Genomic DNA, 16,043 nt, shown 5'->3' on the forward strand with positions numbered 1-16,043 from the left:
TTCATAACCACCACAAGCGAGATACACCGCCGCGATCCAATACGACCTGACATCGACTCCAAAGGAGTAAATCATGTACAGTCGTTTCAAGATCGCCGCTGTTGCAGCGGGCATCGCGGGCAGCGCGGCGTTCGCGGTCTTCGCATCCAGTCATGTCTCGTTGCCCACTACCGCAACCGTAGCGAACGGTGCAAGCGCGCCGGACTTCAAGGGTATCGACAACTGGTTCAACAGCGCGCCGCTCGATCTTAAGCAACTGCGCGGCAAGGTGGTGCTCGTCGAGTTCTGGACTTTCGACTGCATCAATTGCGCTCACACGCTGCCCTACGTGAAGGACTTGCATGCGCGTTATCGCGACAAAGGGCTCGTCGTGGTGGGCGTGCATTCGCCCGAGTATGGCTTCGAACGCGATACGGGCAATCTCAGGAAAGCCATCGTTCGCAATGGCATTGAATACCCCGTTGCGCAAGACAACGAGTTCGCGACATGGCGAGCCTATGGGAATCGATACTGGCCAGCTTTCTATCTCATCGATCAGAACGGCAAACTCGTCTATAGCCACTTCGGCGAAGGTCAATACGCGCAGACCGAGCAAAAGATTCGCGCACTGCTCGCACGTGACGACAAAGCGAAGTAACCAACCCTCAGTCAGCAAGCACGTTCATGCCGAAAATTCTCGGGAATAGATTCGCCGCAACGGTTGTTTGTCTACATGCAAGCTCATTAAACACGCTCAAGGAGCCGAACATGAACCTCGTCAAACTCGCCGCTGTATCCGCCGCACTCGTCCTCTCCTCAGGCGCTTTCGCGCAGAGCCTCACACGCGCCGAAGTCCGCGCACAACTCGTTCAGGCCGAGCAAAACGGCTCGCGACTCGTGGTCGATGCGTCGTATCCCGACGTCAGCCCGATCTATCAGAACCAGGTTGCGCATGCGAAGTCCGCGGATACGACCTCATACGGCGGCGCCGCGTCCACGAGAGACTCGGGCAACGCACGCATGAACATGAGCGCCTCGCAATGCGTGGGGCCCTACAGCTTCTGCCATATCTACGCCGGTTCCTGATGGCCGCAAGCTCGCCCGCCGCTGCATCGAAAAATATTCGCGTCTTGCGGAATAAACGCGGCGTGGCGCTGTTTGCGTCATTGAACCGATCCTCGAACAGGCCCGCAATCGTGAATCCGCCCTCTGAAATGCGTCTATCCGAAGCCGATGTCCAGGCTTTCGCGGACGGCGTGCTCGCGTCGGAACGGACCGAACGCTTGCACGCCTATCTGGCGCGGCGGCCGGATGAAGCGCGCAGAGTCGTGTTTTACGATCGACTGAACGTGCGACTGCGTTCGATGTACGACGTCAGCCACGCTCAACCAGCATCGCGCCGTCCCACGATCGACCTGCGCTTCCGGTTACTCGCGGCGATCCTGGCGTGTTTCGCGCTCATGATCTCGGCGATCTGGGTCACCGTGCGCGTCCCTGATGAGGCGCTCGAACGCGCAGCTGTCGAAGCACTATCGATAGATGCACCAACAGCGACAACGCCCGTTCCCGCCGCTGCCGCGCCCGATCTTTCGTCGCTTGGATTTCGCGCTAACTGCATACGCAACGTGACGCTCGGCGCTTTCTCGACCGTCAGCGTAATCACCTATCGCAACGCTTTAAATGATCCGCTCGTCCTGCTCTCGATGCGCGCACCCGCGGCATCCATGCGAACGCCGTGGCAGGCGCATAGAATCGATGCGGCGCGCCTTCTCGAATGGACTTCGACCGCTGGCGTGCGCACAGTGGTGGGCGCTAGAGCGGGCACGCAAGGACTGATGCGCGCGGCCGACTTGCTGGCGAAGCAACAGAACATGCAAGGGAATGCCTCGTGAACGCCCGCGTCACCAATCGAACCGCCCGCTGCAAGGAGCCGCAATGAGCGTGCGAGACCAATTGATGGACCACGTACCGCGTTTGCGGCGCTATTCGCGTGCGCTCATCCGCAATCAGGAACTCGCCGACGATCTCGTGCAGGACACGCTCGAACGCGCCCTGCGCAACACCGAAAAATTCGAATCCGGCACCGACCTGCGCGCGTGGCTTTTCACGATCATGCACAACGTGTTCGCCAACCAAACGCGCCGTGCGGATGCGCGAGCCGTGCATGTCTCCGTCGATGAAGAAGCTATCGACGAAAGCGAGTTCGCGGTGGCTAGCCGCGACACGCAATCGCTGGAAATGCGCGATCTCGACTATGCGCTGCAGCGTCTGCCCATCGAACAGCGGCAAGTGGTGCTGCTTGTCGGGCTCGAAGAGATGAGCTATGCGGAAGTGGCGCTCGCCCTCGAAATACCGCTCGGCACGGTAATGTCGCGGCTTTCGCGCGGACGCGAGCGGCTTCGCGCGCTAATGGCAGGCAAGCAGGACAGCGCTCAATTGAAGGTGGTGCGATGAACAGACAATCGACTTCCGTCAGCGAGGACGAAATCCAGGCCTACGTGGATGGCGTGATCGCCGAACACCGGCGCGAGGAAATCGATCGGCTGCTTGAAACCGACGACGCGCTCGCGGGCCGCGTGAGCGACTACTTTTCGCTCAACAGCATGCTGCATGATCGTTACGATCGCGTATTGCAAGAGCCGCTGCCGCAACGTCTCGTGCTGCCGCTCGAATCGGCATCCAGTACTGTCACGAAGGTCGATGCGGGTCGACGTGAAGCCGCGAATTGGCCGCGCTTTGCGGGACTCGCTGCGGCACTCGTGCTGGGTATCGGCATCGGCGCGGGCGGCATGTTCAGCGAAACAGCGCGCGACATGCTCATGCCGAATGGCGAGAACACTTCGCTTCGTCACGTCAGTCTCTCCCGCGACGAATCGTTCGCGCGGCAATCGGCTATCGCCTATGTCACGTATGCGCCAATGGTCACGCGTCCCGTCGAAGTCGGTGCGGATCAGGAAGAAGAACTCGTGAAGTGGCTATCGAGCCGCCTCGGCACCGACGTGCACGCGCCCGTGCTCACGCGCGTGGGCTTCAATCTGATGGGCGGCCGTCTCTTGCCCGGCGATGAAGGTCCTATCGCGCAGTTCATGTATCACGATGCCAATGGCGAACGCATCACGCTCAACGTGTCTCATCGCAAAGTGAGCCGCGACGTCACCGCGTTCAAGCTGTATCAGGACGGCTCGGTCAACGTGTTCTATTGGGTCGATGGCGACTTCGGCTATGCGGTATCGGGCGCGATTGCACGGCCGCAATTGCTCACGGTGTCGCACGACGTGTACGAGCAACTCACCGCGAGAAACGGACAGAAATCAACGCAGTGAGCGCGGCTTATGGGGCATCCGCGGCAAGTTCGACGCGCATCTCGCCGATGGATATCGCCGTTCCCTTAACCGCATTCACACCGCTCACGCGCACGAACGACACGACCACTTCATTCGGGTTCGCCACGCCCGCGCGCGCGAGCAATTCAGTCACGGGAAACTCGATCGAGCTGCCGCCGTGATGCGTCGCTGTCGATACCTCGAACGCGCCGAGCGTGCCGACGAAGTGAGCATCGCGTTGAGCATCCGGGTCGCCGGTTGCGGGCAAATTCACATAGACGTTGTAGAAGAATCCGCCGGCACGCGCCGCCGCCGGCATGGACACGCCGTCCAGCACGAGATTCACATGACGAAATCCCGAAGCGGCGGGCCTGGCCGCTTGCGATTGCGCTTGCGATTCGACCGCGCTGCTGTCGTCCGCTTCCGGAGCCACGGCAAGCGCATCGCGCAGCAACGTGGCATTGGCGGCCAGAAGCGAAATGCGCGCGCTGATGGAGTTGTCGGCAAGGGCGACGCCCTTCACGCCGCCAAGCGAACGCCGCGTGGATGACACCGTGCGCCCCGCGCTTGCGGTAAAGGTGCCTATCTGAGGACGTCCGCTTATGGGTGACATTTGCGCCTGAACCCGAATGATTCCGCCGCGTTCTGCTTGCGGTGGCAAGATGACTGGAACGGTATCGTTGGCGTAATCGTATCCCAGCCCTGTGGTCGTCCGCGTCTTGGCCTTCGTCATCGTGAGGTTGGTCGCATACGTGAAGCTGCCGGACCAGTACTTGTTATTGGCCGCAGGAACCTTGCTCGTCGAGCGTAACGACCAGGCATTCCACAGGCGGTCGAGATTCGCATGATGCAGATAGAAAATGGGATCGAGCGGCGCGGTCATGATATCCGCCATGTATCCGCCGATGATGTCATGCACCGGATTGTGCGGTGCATTCTCCAGTTTAGTCTCGAACGCGTTGCTCGTGCCGCGCTGAAAATTGGCAACGCTGCGCGCGAACGGGCTCAAATCGAGCGCCTGATAGACGTTCGTGTTCACACGCGATGTGTATAAGGGATTGCCGCTCGCGGTATCGGTGAATTCGGAGGGCATCACGGGATACGTGTAGTAATCCCAGTACGGAAGCGTCAGCGTGTTATCGCCTGACACAGTGCGCAGTTGTTGTTCGAAGTAATAGATATAACCGCGATGCCACGTCAGAAAGTACGCCACGCCATGCGGGCAATAATTCGAATGCACGTTGCTCCAGTACTGCCATGATGCCGGTTTGCTGCTGTCGGCCGTGGCTCGCATGGTGCGGATGGCATTGAGAAACGACGCGTAGTGAGGCGTTGTCTTGAAGACTTGCCATTCGAGCCGTATGACATTGGGCGTCGCGGCGAAACCGAGTTCGGGTATGGACGCAAGCGCAAGCGCCGACGCCGTCCCCGTGACGAACGAGCGCCGGGTAATCGTGGAAGCCATGTTTGTCCCCTCGTGCCCGCGGATTGCCCGCGAACGCTCCGCGTCCGACTCTTCTAATGAGTCAGCCGACGTGGCAGTAGTGATCGGAAAATGCCAAGGAAGTATGGTTCACTTCGCGCAGGGTTCAACGAATATTTAGAATACCCAACGAAAGTGAACGTGTACTAGCGCACATTGCCGGAACTCAAACGTCCGTTCGTGCTGCGTTGCTCCAGACGATCACAGTCTGCTCCGACTCTGCCCCATAGCCTATTTCGTGACTGTCATAGGGAATCGAGCACGAGAGGTGTCGCGTCAAGATCGGCGATTGATCGAAGATATGCGCGCAGACGGGGTAGATATAAACCACCGTGAGTTTGCGGATAGTTGCATCTGCAACCGCTTTCTCCAGATTGTTCAGAAGCGTTGCCATGAGCGCGGCGCCGAAGGGATTGAACAGGAAGACAACGAGATCGCCCTTCGGAAATGCGAGTTCGAGCGCATTCTCGACGAAGGCCTGCATGCGTATCCTCTGCGGAAACCGGCGCGCAACGATCTCGGCATTGCGGTTCGCTATCTCGATGAGCGGCTCGGCCAGGTCATAACCGAGCACGGCGTCGAAGGGAAACTCGGTGGCCACGATCATCGGCCGCCCTTTTCCGCAGCCGATATCGATGAACGTGCTGCCACGCACGTCTCCGAGTTGCCGCAGCGCATGCCGCACAATGCTTGGCTGCGATCCCATATACGGTAGATTGCCCGCATCGGCGCCGGGGCCGCTGTCGGATTCGGGCGGATAGACGCCGCCTGTATCGGTGCCGAGCATGCGGTCGATAGGATGCGTTCTATAGCAGCCGTTATAAAGCACGCGCAAGACAGGAACGTGTTCGCCGAAGCGCCTGATCCACGAGACGAAGAGCAGCGTCTGAACCCAGTCCGGCAACGCGGCGACCACGGCGATCAGCCGCCATTTGATCGTGCGTTTCATTCGGGTTTTGAAGCTCATGCTCATCGTCGTGTTCATGGAAACTCCGTTGGGGGCGGGCTGCGAATGTACGCAAGTACGACGAATGACGCGCAACGTCTCGATGGTCGCGACCAGTCTTTATAGACTCGCGCCTGGCGATTGAATGTGACGTGACGCACATAGCGTCGCGGGACAGGAGTGGCGTTTTCCCGAACGCGAGGCCAGTTCGTGATCCCAATGCGCCATGCCTCGCAGGCATGGCCCACTGCCTCGAAAGTCTTTTTCTTGAGCAAGCACGCGCCCTACATTTGAGTCCACCGACGGGCCTGCAACGCAACCCCGTCTCTCTCAGACCTCATGGAGTCACGAAATGGACAAGCCAGTCATTCTCATCACGGGCGCGCTCACCGGCATTGGCCGCGCAACGGCGTTTGCTTTTGCCGACAGCGGCGCGCGCATCGTCGTATCGGGCCGGCGTGAAGCCGAAGGACGCGCGCTCGAAGCCGAACTGCGCGAACGCGGTGCAGAAGCGTTCTTCGTTTCCGCCGACGTACGCCACGAAGACAGCGTGCGCGATCTCGTCGATGCAGCCGTCGCGCACTTCGGCCGTATCGATGCCGCCGTGAACAACGCGGGCACCGAAGGCCAGCCCGGTGCGATCGTCGATCAGAGCGCCGCAAGCTATGCATCGACTTTCGATACCAACGTGCTCGGCACGCTCCTTAGCATGAAGCACGAACTGCGCGTCATGCAGGCGCAGAAGCACGGCAGCATCGTGAACGTGTCGTCGACTTACGGGCATGAAGGCGCGGCGTTCGCGTCGGTCTATGCGGGCAGCAAGCATGCGGTCGAAGGCATGACGAAGTCCGCCGCCCTCGAAGTCGCGGCGCTCGGCGTGCGCGTCAACGCAGTGGCGCCCGGCCCCACGGATACCGGCATGCTCGACCGCTTCACCGGAACAGCCGAACGCAAGGCCGCGCTTGCATCGAAGGTGCCGCTTGGACGTGTTGGCACGCCCGTCGATATCGCGCGCGCAATCGTCTTTCTTGCTTCGGATGCGGCCTCGTTCGTCACGGGTCAGATCGTCACCGTCGATGGTGGCAAGACCGCGGGCTGACGCGTTCTCTTCCCCATTCAAAGGAGCAACGACATGAACGATCTTTCAGGCAAGACCGCGCTCGTCACGGGCGCATCGCGCGGTATCGGTCGCGCAACGGCTATCGCGCTGTCGCGTGCGGGAGCGAGCGTGCTGGTTCACTACAGCAGCGGCGAACAGGAAGCCGAAGCCGTCGTCGCGCAGATTCGCGCCGCAGGCGGCACCGCGCAGAAAGTGCAGGCGAATTTGCGCGATGCAGACGGACCGCATCAACTCGCACGGCGTGTACGTGAAGTGGTCGGCGACAGGCTCGACATCCTGGTTGCCAACGCGGGCATCTCGAAGGCCGCGAGCATCGAGAATACGACCGTCGATGACTTCGACGCGCTCTACGCCGTGAACGTGCGCGCGCCCTACTTCCTCGTGCAGCAACTGCTTCCCGCGATGTGCAAGGGCAGCAGCGTGGTGTTGCTGTCGTCGCTCGTGGCGCGCGCGTCCGTGAACTCGCTGTCCGCTTACGCCGCGACCAAAGGCGCGGTCGATACGCTCGTCAAGCACTTCGCGGCGACGCTCGGCGAACGCGGCATTCGCGTGAATGCCGTGGCGCCGGGCGTCGTGGAAACCGATATGTCGAACTTCACGAAGACCGACGCTGGCCGCGCACTCACGCTCGGCATGCAGGCGCTCAAACGCATTGCGCAACCGGACGACATCGGCGACGCCGTGGCCTTTCTTGCTTCGAATGCCGCACGCTGGGTCACGGGCGAGACGCTACACGTGGACGGCGGCTCGAAGCTTTGACCGTTGAACGCGCATGACGACTCGTGCAGTTGGACGATTGCCCGGATAATCTCTGGGTGATACGTTCAACGACTCGCACGGGAAGCCCATGGAACTGCGGCATCTGCGGTACTTCATTGCAGTGGCGGAAACCGGCAGTCTGACCGAAGCGGCGGAACAGCGGCTGTTCACGTCGCAGCCTTCGCTCAGCAGACAGATCCGCGATCTGGAAGATCAGGTCGGCACGCGCCTCTTCGAGCGTACCGCGCGCGGCGTGGATCTGACGCCCGCTGGCAAGGCCTTCATGGAACACGCGAAAATCGCCTTGAATCAGGTCGATGCCGCCGTCGAAGCCGCGCGCCGTGCCGCGACGCCAAGCAAGCAACGTTTCGCGCTCGGCTTTCTCACGGGCCAAGAGATGAACTGGCTTCCGGGCGCCATGCATATTCTTCGCGACGAATTGCTCAACGTCGATGTCACGGTATCGAGCGATTATTCGACCGAACTCGCGGAAGGCGTCGCGCGCGGCAAGCTCGACCTCGCCTTCATGCGCGCGGAGCCGGACTTCGATCTGGCGTATTACATCGTCGATAAAGAACCGCTCGTCGTGTTGATGCCGAGCGATCACGCGTTGACCGAACGCGCCGAGATTGCGCCGCAAGACCTCGTGGGCGAACCGTTCATTGCCATGGCGGGCAAGGCGAAGGTGCTGCGTTCCGTCGTCGACGATTATCTCGAACGCTCGGGCGTGCATATCGTGCCTTCGCAGAGCGTGGATAACCCGGCGATGGTCATGTCGCTCGTGGCATCGACACGCGGTCTCGTGTTGATTCCATCGTACGTTCAGAACCTGATGCCGTGGTCCGTCGTCAGCCGTCCCTTGGCGGGCGATGCACCGACTATCGACCTGGCTGTCGGCTATAGCAAGTCGAATCAGTCGCCGACCTTGCGCCTCTTTCTTTCGCGGCTCGACGAGCTCATCGCGCGTCACGCCGCCGAGCGTCGAATGAACATAAACAACACTTAACGGCCGGAGCGAATCGTCGCGACCGCGACGCCTCCCGCTGCGAAAGCGCATAGCGCGGACAGCAACGCGACGGCGCGCAATGCGCCGGCGACCGCGCTGGCATCGCTGACAGATGCTGCCTTGGAAGCCATCGCGGCGTCGTGCGACCACACGAACACAATGCCGAGCAGCGCAATCGCAAGCAGGCTCGCCACGCGTGCAACCGCATTGTTGATCCCCGATGCCACGCCCACGCGTTCGCTTTCGACCGACGCCATGACTACCGCCGTGAGCGGCGCGACCGTGATCGTGAGGCCGATGCCGAGCACGACGAGCGCGGGAAGAAAGCCCGTCCAGTAGCTGCCGCTCACGAAAGGCAGCGCGAGCATGCCGAAGCCGAAGCCCGCGACGCACGGCCCCACGGTCAACAATGTGCGCGCGCCGAAGCGCCCCGTCACGCCGCCTGTCACGCGCGACAGCAGTCCGATGATGAGCGGCATCGGCAAGAGCGCTGCGCCCGCTTGCGTCGCCGTATAGCCATAGGCGCGAATCAGCGTGAACGGCAGGAAGAACAACACGCCGCCCAAGCCGAAGTACAGCAGCAACGTGACGACGTTCGCGCCGCTGAAGTCGCGCGAGCGGAAGACATCGAGCGGCATCATCGGCGCCGCGCTTTTCGCTTCTATCGCGACGAACACGGCAAGCACGAGCACGCCGACGGCCAGCGCGCACAGCACGAGCGAATTCACGAAACCGCGTGCCGATGCTTCCGTGAGTCCATAGGTCAGCGCCCCGAGTCCCGCCGCCGCGCACGCCGCGCCGGGCCAGTCGAGGCGCTGTGTCGCGTCGGGCTTGTGGCTGTCGGGAACGGCCAGCATGGCGAGCGCGATGGTCGCGGCGGCCAGCGGCACATTGAGGAAGAAGATCGCGCGCCATGAGTAGGCATCGACGAGCCAGCCGCCCGCCGCCGGACCGAGCGCCGACGTAATTGCGCCAACGCCCGCCCATGTGCCGATGGCGCGTCCGCGCGCTTCGCCCTCGAACACGGCGCCGATGATCGCGAGACTGCTCGGCACGAGGAGCGCCGCGCCGATGCCCTGCACCGCCCGCGCGCCAATGAGCCACGCGGTATCCGGCGCGAAGCCGCATACCGCCGAAGCCAGCATGAAGATGGCGATGCCCGCGATGAACACGGTGCGACGGCCGAGCTTGTCGCCCATCGACCCGCCGACCAGCACGAGCGAGCCGAGCGAAAGCAGATACGCGTTCACGACCCACTGCATGGCCGCGACGCTCGCGCCAAGCTGGCTTTGAATGGACGAGAGCGCGACGTTGACGACCGAGCCGTCGATGAAGGCCATGCTGGAACCGAGGATCGTCGCCGCCAGCGCAAGCCGTTTGCGCCGGCAGGGTCGATCGGTCGCTTCAGGCTGCGTGCGAATGATCAGTTCATCGCACGGACCTTGCGGCGCGGCGTGCCGCACCACGGAAGGCGACACCGCGCGCTCTTTCAAGTCCTGACTCGTCACATTCGCTCCTCGATGGCGTGAACCATCAAGGATACGTCCGCGCGCGGCTAGCCGCCGAAGAGCTTCGTGATAGCCGGCACGCTCAGGACCGCCGTGTAGTAGCCCATGAACTGCACGCCGGTGTTGAAGCCGAACAAGCGCGACAACAGTCCGCCGATCAGCCCCACGGTCAGGATCACGAGCAGCCCGAGCAGTTGCCCTTCCCACACGCTGATCACCACGATCAAGCCGACGAAGGTCGCGATGATCGCCTCGTGACTCAGCTTGCGTGCGACGAACGACGCCGCGCGATGCGCGTAGTTCATCGACAGTGGATAGGCCACGAGCGCCGCCAGCACCACTGCAAGCAAGCCGAAGCCGAGGAACTGCCAGGTCGTCATCATCGTGTGAAGATTGTTGATGTGACCCGTCGCGGTATCCACGGTAAAGCGCGGCGGCGCGTTGAAGAGCGGCGCGGCCGGTCCCGCCGCGACCGGACTCAGCGGCAGACCGAAGGCGATGAGCGGAATCAGCGCCTCGGCGATATACGTGGCCTCGGTCACACCGTTACGCGCCGAAATCACGGTCGTGAGCCGGTGATACGCATGCTTCACGCGCGAGCCGACGAGTTCGCCGAGCACGACCGTCATGGCGACCGGGCTGAACACGAAGGTCGCGCTGGAGATGGCGGCGGTCGCGACGACCCAGCCGCGTTGCTGGCCATCGAGCACCTTCAGCGGATTCGGGAAGTAACCGCTCCAGCCCTTTACATCGGGCGCGAGCGAAAACGTGCGCGGACGATCGCGCCGCATATGTGCGCGGCCCACGGGCGAAAGTATTGAAAAGAGATCGGCGATAAGCGGCCCGATGGCGATGCCGAGAAAGTAGCTGACCGAGAGCTTGACGCCGTATTTGCCCGTGAGCGCCTGCAAGCCGATGATCAAAAGCACGAACGGCACGAGCAGCAGCACCGAAGCCCAGCGTCCCGACGAAAAGTATGCAATGGCAATGGCCGCCGCCAGAAACACCCACGGCGCGGCCTTCGTGATGACCGGCCCGAACGGTGCGAGCAGCACGGCGAACAGCACCGCGAGCGGGACCGCGACGAATGCCGCGATGATCGCGCCCGAGATCATCTTGCGCAGCGCAATGTGCGGCACGCCGAGATTGCGCAGCATCGTCGCTTGTTGCAGAAGCGGCGTGGCGAGCGTGTCGCCGGGAATGCCGAGCAGCGCGGTGGGTATCGCGTGTGTCATGTGCTTGGAGACCGCGCCCGCCATGAAGAACGAGAATACGCCGACAGGCGGCACACCCAGCAACACGACGAGCAGCGTGAGCGGCGCGAGCGTGGTGGTTTCGTCCGTGCCCGAGATGAGGCCGATGCCCGCAAAGACGACCGCGCCGATGAGACCCATCGACAGCGCGACGAGCAGTTGTTGAACGAGCGGTTCCATCAGCGCGCTCCTTCGCGCACATCGGCGCGCTTTTCGTAATCGGCGAAGAGTTCGTAGAGGCCGAGTTCCTTCATTTCCGCCGCCACCGCGGGCGGCAGATCCGCGACGCGTCCGAGGCCACCCGCTTCGCTTGCAAGTTGCGCGAGCACTTCCTCGCGGCCCGCCGCGCCATGCGCTTCCTCGATCACTTCGCGCTTCGGGCGGAACAGCTTCGCGCAGACCGCGCCCGCAATCAGGCATCCCGCGAGACCGACGAGCATTGCGTAGGCGCGCGCCATCGCCGGGTCGGGTACATAGGCCGCGAGCACGCGATTGGCCGCCGCGAACGTGCCATAGCTGATCGCGATGCCGAGCACGACCGACCAAGCGAGATGCCGCGTATCGACGGTATCGCCCCAGATTTCGACGAGCTTGTAGTCGGCCTCGGCCGCGTTCGTCGTTGCCCGATGACCGCGCTGAGGCGCGGCGAGTTGTTGTTCCATGTCTCCTCCTTATACGGAGTTCGTATCGTATTGATGTCGTGCGTCAAACCTTGCGCGCCGCGCTTTCCAGCTGGCGTTTGCCCTCCAGTGCACGCGCCACGCGCGACGATGTTGCGCGTCCGAGCGCTGCCGAAATGAACGCGCCCGCATCCGCAAGTTTGTCGAGGTCGATGTCCGTCGTCATGCCCATACCTTCGCACAGGTAGACGATGTCCTCGGTCGCGACATTGCCCGTCGCGCCCGGCGAATAAGGGCATCCGCCAATACCGGATACCGAGCTGTCGAAGGTCGCCACGCCGCGTTGCAGCGCGGCCAGCACGTTGGCGGCACCCATGCCCCACGTGTCGTGAAAGTGGCCGGCGAGCGCCTGCAGCGGAACCTGCGCGGCGCACGCGTCGAGCATGGCTTGCGTCTTGAGCGGCGTGCCCGCACCGATGGTGTCGCCTAGGCTGATCTCGTAGCAGCCGAGATCGTAAAGCCGTTTGGCGACGCGCGCGACCGCTTCCGGCGCGATTTCGCCTTCGAACGGGCAGCCGAGCACGCACGACACGTAGCCGCGCACGCGCACGCCCGCCTTGCGCGCCGCGCCGATTACCGGCTCGAAGCGCGCGATGCTTTCGTCGATCGAGCAGTTGATGTTCTTCTGCGAGAACGACTCGGACGCCGCCGCGAACACCGCGACTTCATCCGCGTGTGCGGCGAGCGCGGCTTCGAGTCCCTTGAGATTCGGCACGAGCGCGGCGAGCGTCGTACCCGTGCGGCGCGCGGACGGCAACACGCGCTCGAGCACTTGCGCGCCATCGGCCATTTGCGGCACCCATTTCGGCGAGACGAACGACGCGGCTTCGACATAGCGCACGCCAGCATCGATCAGACGCTCGATCAGTTCGGCCTTCACCGTTGCCGAGACGGGCGACGGTTCGTTTTGCAAGCCATCGCGCGGACCGACTTCGACAATCCGCACGCGCTTCGGAAGCTCATGCATCGCGCGGCCCCTGCAGCAGGCTCATGCCGTAGTCGACGCTCACGTTGCGCGCGGCGACCATCTTCTTCACGACCCAGTCGATATCCGCGCCGCTCGCGCCCGCCGCCAGCGCAATATTGCGCGCGTGCAGCGCCATGTGGCCGCGCTGGATGCCTTCCGTGGAAAGCGCGCGCAACGCGCCCATGTTCTGTGCGAGGCCGACGGCCACGGCGATTTCGCCGAGATCCTGCGCCGATTCGACTTGCATGATCTTCAACGCGAGCCGCGCGAGCGGATGCGTCTTGGTCGCGCCCCCGACGAGCCCCACGGGCATCGGCATTTCAATGGCGCCGACGAGGTCGCCGTTGTTCGCCACCTCCCACGTGGTCAGCGACGTATAGCGGCCACCGCGGCTCGCATAGGCATGCGCGCCCGCTTCGACCGCGCGCCAGTCGTTGCCGGTCGCGACGATCACCGGATCGATACCGTTCATGATGCCCTTGTTATGCGTCGCGGCGCGATACGGATCGATGGCGGCGAAGAGATAGGCATCGACCACACCGGCGATCACGTCTTCGCCCGAATACTCCTTCGTTTGCAGCGTGGCGGCGCTGTAGCGCACGGAGGCGCGCGCAAGCCGCAAGTCCGCGAGATTAGAGAGGATACGCAACCGCACCTTGCCGCCCGTGATTTCCTCGATACGCCCGGCTACGGTTTCGGCCATCGTGTTGACGGTGTTGGCGCCCATGGCGTCGCGAACATCGACGATCAGATGCGCGACGACCATCGCGCCGCGCGGCGTATCCGGAAACACGTGTACTTCGATATCGCGGCAACCGCCGCCAAGACCGATCAGCACCTTGTCGCGTGCGTTGGCCATCTCGATCAACTCGTCGCGATGCTTGAGGATAGCGAGACGCGCGCCGTACGGGTCCGACACGCCGACCACCTGCACCTGCGCGCGCATCAGCGGACCGGTGCTCGACGTGCGAAAGCCGCCTTCCACGCGCGCGAGCTTCGCCATATAAGAGGCTGCGGCGACGATAGACGGCTCTTCCACCGCCATCGGCACCAGCACGTCGCGACCGTTGATCTGAAAGTAGCCTGCGACGGCCATCGGCAACTCGAACGTGCCGATCACGTTTTCGATCATGCCGTCCGCCGTTTCGAGCGACAGCGCGCCGGGCGTCTTCAGTAGCGCGTGCTCGGCGTCGTCCATGCCAGTCGCCTGGGCAATATGGCTCAGGCGCTGCGCGGGTGACATCGCGCGAAAGTTGGGCAATTGCGAATCTGTCATGTGTCTTCCTCTTATCTCTTTCGATGGATGTCCGTTCCGTTGTCCGCGAAGCTTGCGGGCGTGCGGCGGTTGGGCGAATAATAGGCTTGCTGTACCCAATGGAAAGGTACAATTCGAGAAGACAGCGCGCGTACTGTACCCATGACAGACGCGAACATGCGACAAGAGGAAGATGCAATGCGCCATGAGAAGCCCAGCCTGTCAGGAACACTGGCGGACAATCTGGCCAGACAGATCGAGGACGGGCTCCTGCGCGCCGGCGACAAACTGCCTTCCATCAGGGAATACGCTGAGGCGAACGGTTGCTCGAAAAACACCGTCATCAGCGCGTTCGACGCGTTGACCGCGCGCGGTCTGATCGAACCGAGACGCGGCGCGGGCTTTTTCGTCGCGAGCGTCGCCGGGCAGCAACTACCGGATGAAGACGCGCCCACACTCGATCGCGCGATGGATTCCGTCTGGCTCATGCGCGAACAGTTGCAGAGCAAGCCCGACTTTCTCAACGTGGGCGAAGGCTTTCCGCCCGTCGCGTGGCTCGAAGAGACGCGGCTCGATCACTTTCATCAGCGCGTGGTGCGCACGGGCGTCGCGTCGCTCTTTCGGTACGGCAGCCGCTTCGGTTATCTGCCGTTGCGCCAACATTTGCAGCAAAAGCTGGCCGGATACGAGATCGAGGCCGCGCCGCCGCAGATCGTCCTCACGCATGGCGCGAATCAGGCCATGGACATGGTCGTGCGTTACTTCGTGCGCGCAGGCGACACGGTTCTCGTCGATGACCCCGGTTACTACGCGCTCTTCGGCAAGCTCAAACTCTCGGGCGCGAATATCGTCGGCGTGCCGCGCGGTGTGGACGGGCCCGATATCGTGGCGCTCGAAGAGCAGCTCAAGACGCATCGTCCGAAGCTCTTCTTCACGCAATCGGTCGGCCATAATCCGACCGCGACCGATATCAGCGCGGCCAAGGCCCATCGCATCTTGCGGCTTGCCGAAGCGCACGATCTGATCGTCGTCGAGAACGATGCCCTCGCCGATCTCAAGCCGCGCTCGGCCACGCGCATCTGCGCGCTCGATCAATTGCGGCGCACGATCTATGTCGGCAGCTTTTCGAAGTCGGTATCGGCAGCACTGCGGGTCGGCTTTCTGGCGTGCGGCGCGGATCTGGCAAGCGATCTGGCTGACGTGAAAATGCTCACGCACGTCAGCAGCTCGGAATACTGCGAACGCACGCTAGACGCCATCGTCAGCGACGGTCATTTCCTGCGGCATACCAATCGCCTGCAAGACCGGCTACGGCGCGCGACGGCCAACGGCGTCGAAGTGCTCACGCGTTGCGGCGCGACGCTTTACAAGGTGAGCGATCAGAGTCTGTACCTGTGGGCCAGGCTGCCCGGTTGCGACGACTCCATCGCCTTCGCACGCGAGATGCTCGACAAGCACGTGATTCTCGCGCCCGGCACCATTTTCTCGGCGCACGCGAATAGCGTCTCGCCGTGGTTCCGCTTCAACGTCGGCTATCTCGGCGATCCGCGCTTCGAAAAGGCAATGGAACGGTTTGCGGGCCGCGCGAAGTAACGGCACGTTCCGCGTCGCACGTTACGTGGCATTCGCGTTTGTCCGTGCAGCATTTGGCCATGCCCGCGTCCGTCATCCTTCCCTGGTCCACCAAGCTTATCGACCCGTTGCTTGCGCCATAAGCGTCGCGTTGAGCGGATACCGCTTTCTTTCATCCTGTCGAAACCCGCA

The 16,043-nt window shown here is 62.7% G+C and carries 16 protein-coding genes; 9 read left to right on the plus strand and 7 right to left on the minus strand.

What is annotated here, in order from left to right:
* Positions 1-73: 73 nt before the first annotated feature.
* The 5 genes from ACYQ47_RS12830 (at position 74) to ACYQ47_RS12850 (ending at position 3,302) form a co-directional block, all read left to right on the plus strand.
* Positions 74-637, plus strand: a complete 564-nt coding sequence (locus tag ACYQ47_RS12830) for a thioredoxin family protein (protein WP_459905583.1) — start codon at positions 74-76, stop codon at positions 635-637.
* A gap of 110 nt (positions 638-747) precedes the next feature.
* Positions 748-1,065: a DUF4148 domain-containing protein gene (locus ACYQ47_RS12835; protein ID WP_244831773.1), complete on the plus strand. Its 318-nt coding sequence runs from the start codon at positions 748-750 to the stop codon at positions 1,063-1,065.
* Between the two features lie 110 nt (positions 1,066-1,175).
* Positions 1,176-1,871: an anti-sigma factor family protein gene (locus ACYQ47_RS12840; RefSeq protein ID WP_459905584.1), complete on the plus strand. Its 696-nt coding sequence runs from the start codon at positions 1,176-1,178 to the stop codon at positions 1,869-1,871.
* Between the two features lie 43 nt (positions 1,872-1,914).
* On the plus strand, positions 1,915-2,433 hold the full coding sequence (locus ACYQ47_RS12845) for an RNA polymerase sigma factor (RefSeq protein ID WP_244831775.1): 519 nt from the start codon (positions 1,915-1,917) through the stop codon (positions 2,431-2,433).
* Positions 2,430-3,302, plus strand: coding sequence for an anti-sigma factor family protein (locus tag ACYQ47_RS12850; protein ID WP_459905585.1), 873 nt, complete (start codon positions 2,430-2,432; stop codon positions 3,300-3,302). The genes ACYQ47_RS12845 and ACYQ47_RS12850 overlap by 4 nt, the downstream gene beginning before the upstream one ends.
* A gap of 7 nt (positions 3,303-3,309) precedes the next feature.
* Here the strand turns inward: ACYQ47_RS12850 and ACYQ47_RS12855 are convergent, their stop codons facing one another.
* A complete protein-coding gene (locus tag ACYQ47_RS12855; RefSeq protein WP_459905586.1) occupies positions 3,310-4,767 on the minus strand; it encodes a tyrosinase family protein in 1,458 nt (485 codons plus the stop codon).
* Between the two features lie 184 nt (positions 4,768-4,951).
* Positions 4,952-5,770: a class I SAM-dependent methyltransferase gene (locus ACYQ47_RS12860; protein WP_459905587.1), complete on the minus strand. Its 819-nt coding sequence runs from the start codon at positions 5,768-5,770 to the stop codon at positions 4,952-4,954.
* A 313-nt stretch (positions 5,771-6,083) separates the two neighbouring features.
* On the opposite strand from ACYQ47_RS12860, the gene ACYQ47_RS12865 reads away from it, so the two are divergent.
* From ACYQ47_RS12865 to ACYQ47_RS12875, 3 genes are all read left to right on the plus strand, one after another.
* Complete coding sequence (locus ACYQ47_RS12865; RefSeq protein ID WP_459905588.1) at positions 6,084-6,830, plus strand: SDR family NAD(P)-dependent oxidoreductase; 747 nt, start codon at positions 6,084-6,086, stop codon at positions 6,828-6,830.
* Between the two features lie 33 nt (positions 6,831-6,863).
* The gene (locus tag ACYQ47_RS12870; RefSeq protein WP_459905589.1) at positions 6,864-7,610 is read left to right on the plus strand and encodes an SDR family NAD(P)-dependent oxidoreductase; all 747 of its coding nucleotides are present in this window, start codon (positions 6,864-6,866) and stop codon (positions 7,608-7,610) included.
* A gap of 88 nt (positions 7,611-7,698) precedes the next feature.
* Positions 7,699-8,616, plus strand: coding sequence for a LysR family transcriptional regulator (locus ACYQ47_RS12875; RefSeq protein WP_459905590.1), 918 nt, complete (start codon positions 7,699-7,701; stop codon positions 8,614-8,616).
* Here ACYQ47_RS12875 and ACYQ47_RS12880 read toward each other — a convergent pair.
* The 5 genes from ACYQ47_RS12880 to ACYQ47_RS12900 are packed head-to-tail and all read right to left on the minus strand — an operon-like array spanning position 8,613 to position 14,486.
* Entirely contained in the window at positions 8,613-10,124 is a 1,512-nt protein-coding gene (locus ACYQ47_RS12880) for an MFS transporter (protein ID WP_459905591.1), read from the minus strand. The two genes, ACYQ47_RS12875 and ACYQ47_RS12880, sit on opposite strands and share 4 nt — an antisense overlap.
* A gap of 47 nt (positions 10,125-10,171) precedes the next feature.
* Entirely contained in the window at positions 10,172-11,557 is a 1,386-nt protein-coding gene (locus tag ACYQ47_RS12885) for a tripartite tricarboxylate transporter permease (protein ID WP_459905592.1), read from the minus strand.
* On the minus strand, positions 11,557-12,039 hold the full coding sequence (locus ACYQ47_RS12890; RefSeq protein WP_459905593.1) for a hypothetical protein: 483 nt from the start codon (positions 12,037-12,039) through the stop codon (positions 11,557-11,559). Before ACYQ47_RS12890 ends, ACYQ47_RS12885 begins: the two co-directional genes overlap by 1 nt.
* Before the next feature lie 43 nt (positions 12,040-12,082).
* Complete coding sequence (locus tag ACYQ47_RS12895; RefSeq protein WP_459905594.1) at positions 12,083-13,024, minus strand: hydroxymethylglutaryl-CoA lyase; 942 nt, start codon at positions 13,022-13,024, stop codon at positions 12,083-12,085.
* Positions 13,017-14,486 carry a hydroxymethylglutaryl-CoA reductase, degradative gene (locus ACYQ47_RS12900; protein WP_459905595.1) on the minus strand — a complete coding sequence of 490 codons (1,470 nt, stop codon included), beginning with the start codon at positions 14,484-14,486 and terminating at the stop codon, positions 13,017-13,019. The genes ACYQ47_RS12895 and ACYQ47_RS12900 overlap by 8 nt, the downstream gene beginning before the upstream one ends.
* On the opposite strand from ACYQ47_RS12900, the gene ACYQ47_RS12905 reads away from it, so the two are divergent.
* Entirely contained in the window at positions 14,478-15,872 is a 1,395-nt protein-coding gene (locus ACYQ47_RS12905) for an aminotransferase-like domain-containing protein (RefSeq protein WP_459905596.1), read from the plus strand. The genes ACYQ47_RS12900 and ACYQ47_RS12905 overlap by 9 nt on opposite strands.
* Positions 15,873-16,043: the final 171 nt, after the last annotated feature.

The sequence above is a fragment of the Caballeronia sp. HLA56 genome (assembly GCF_054655155.1).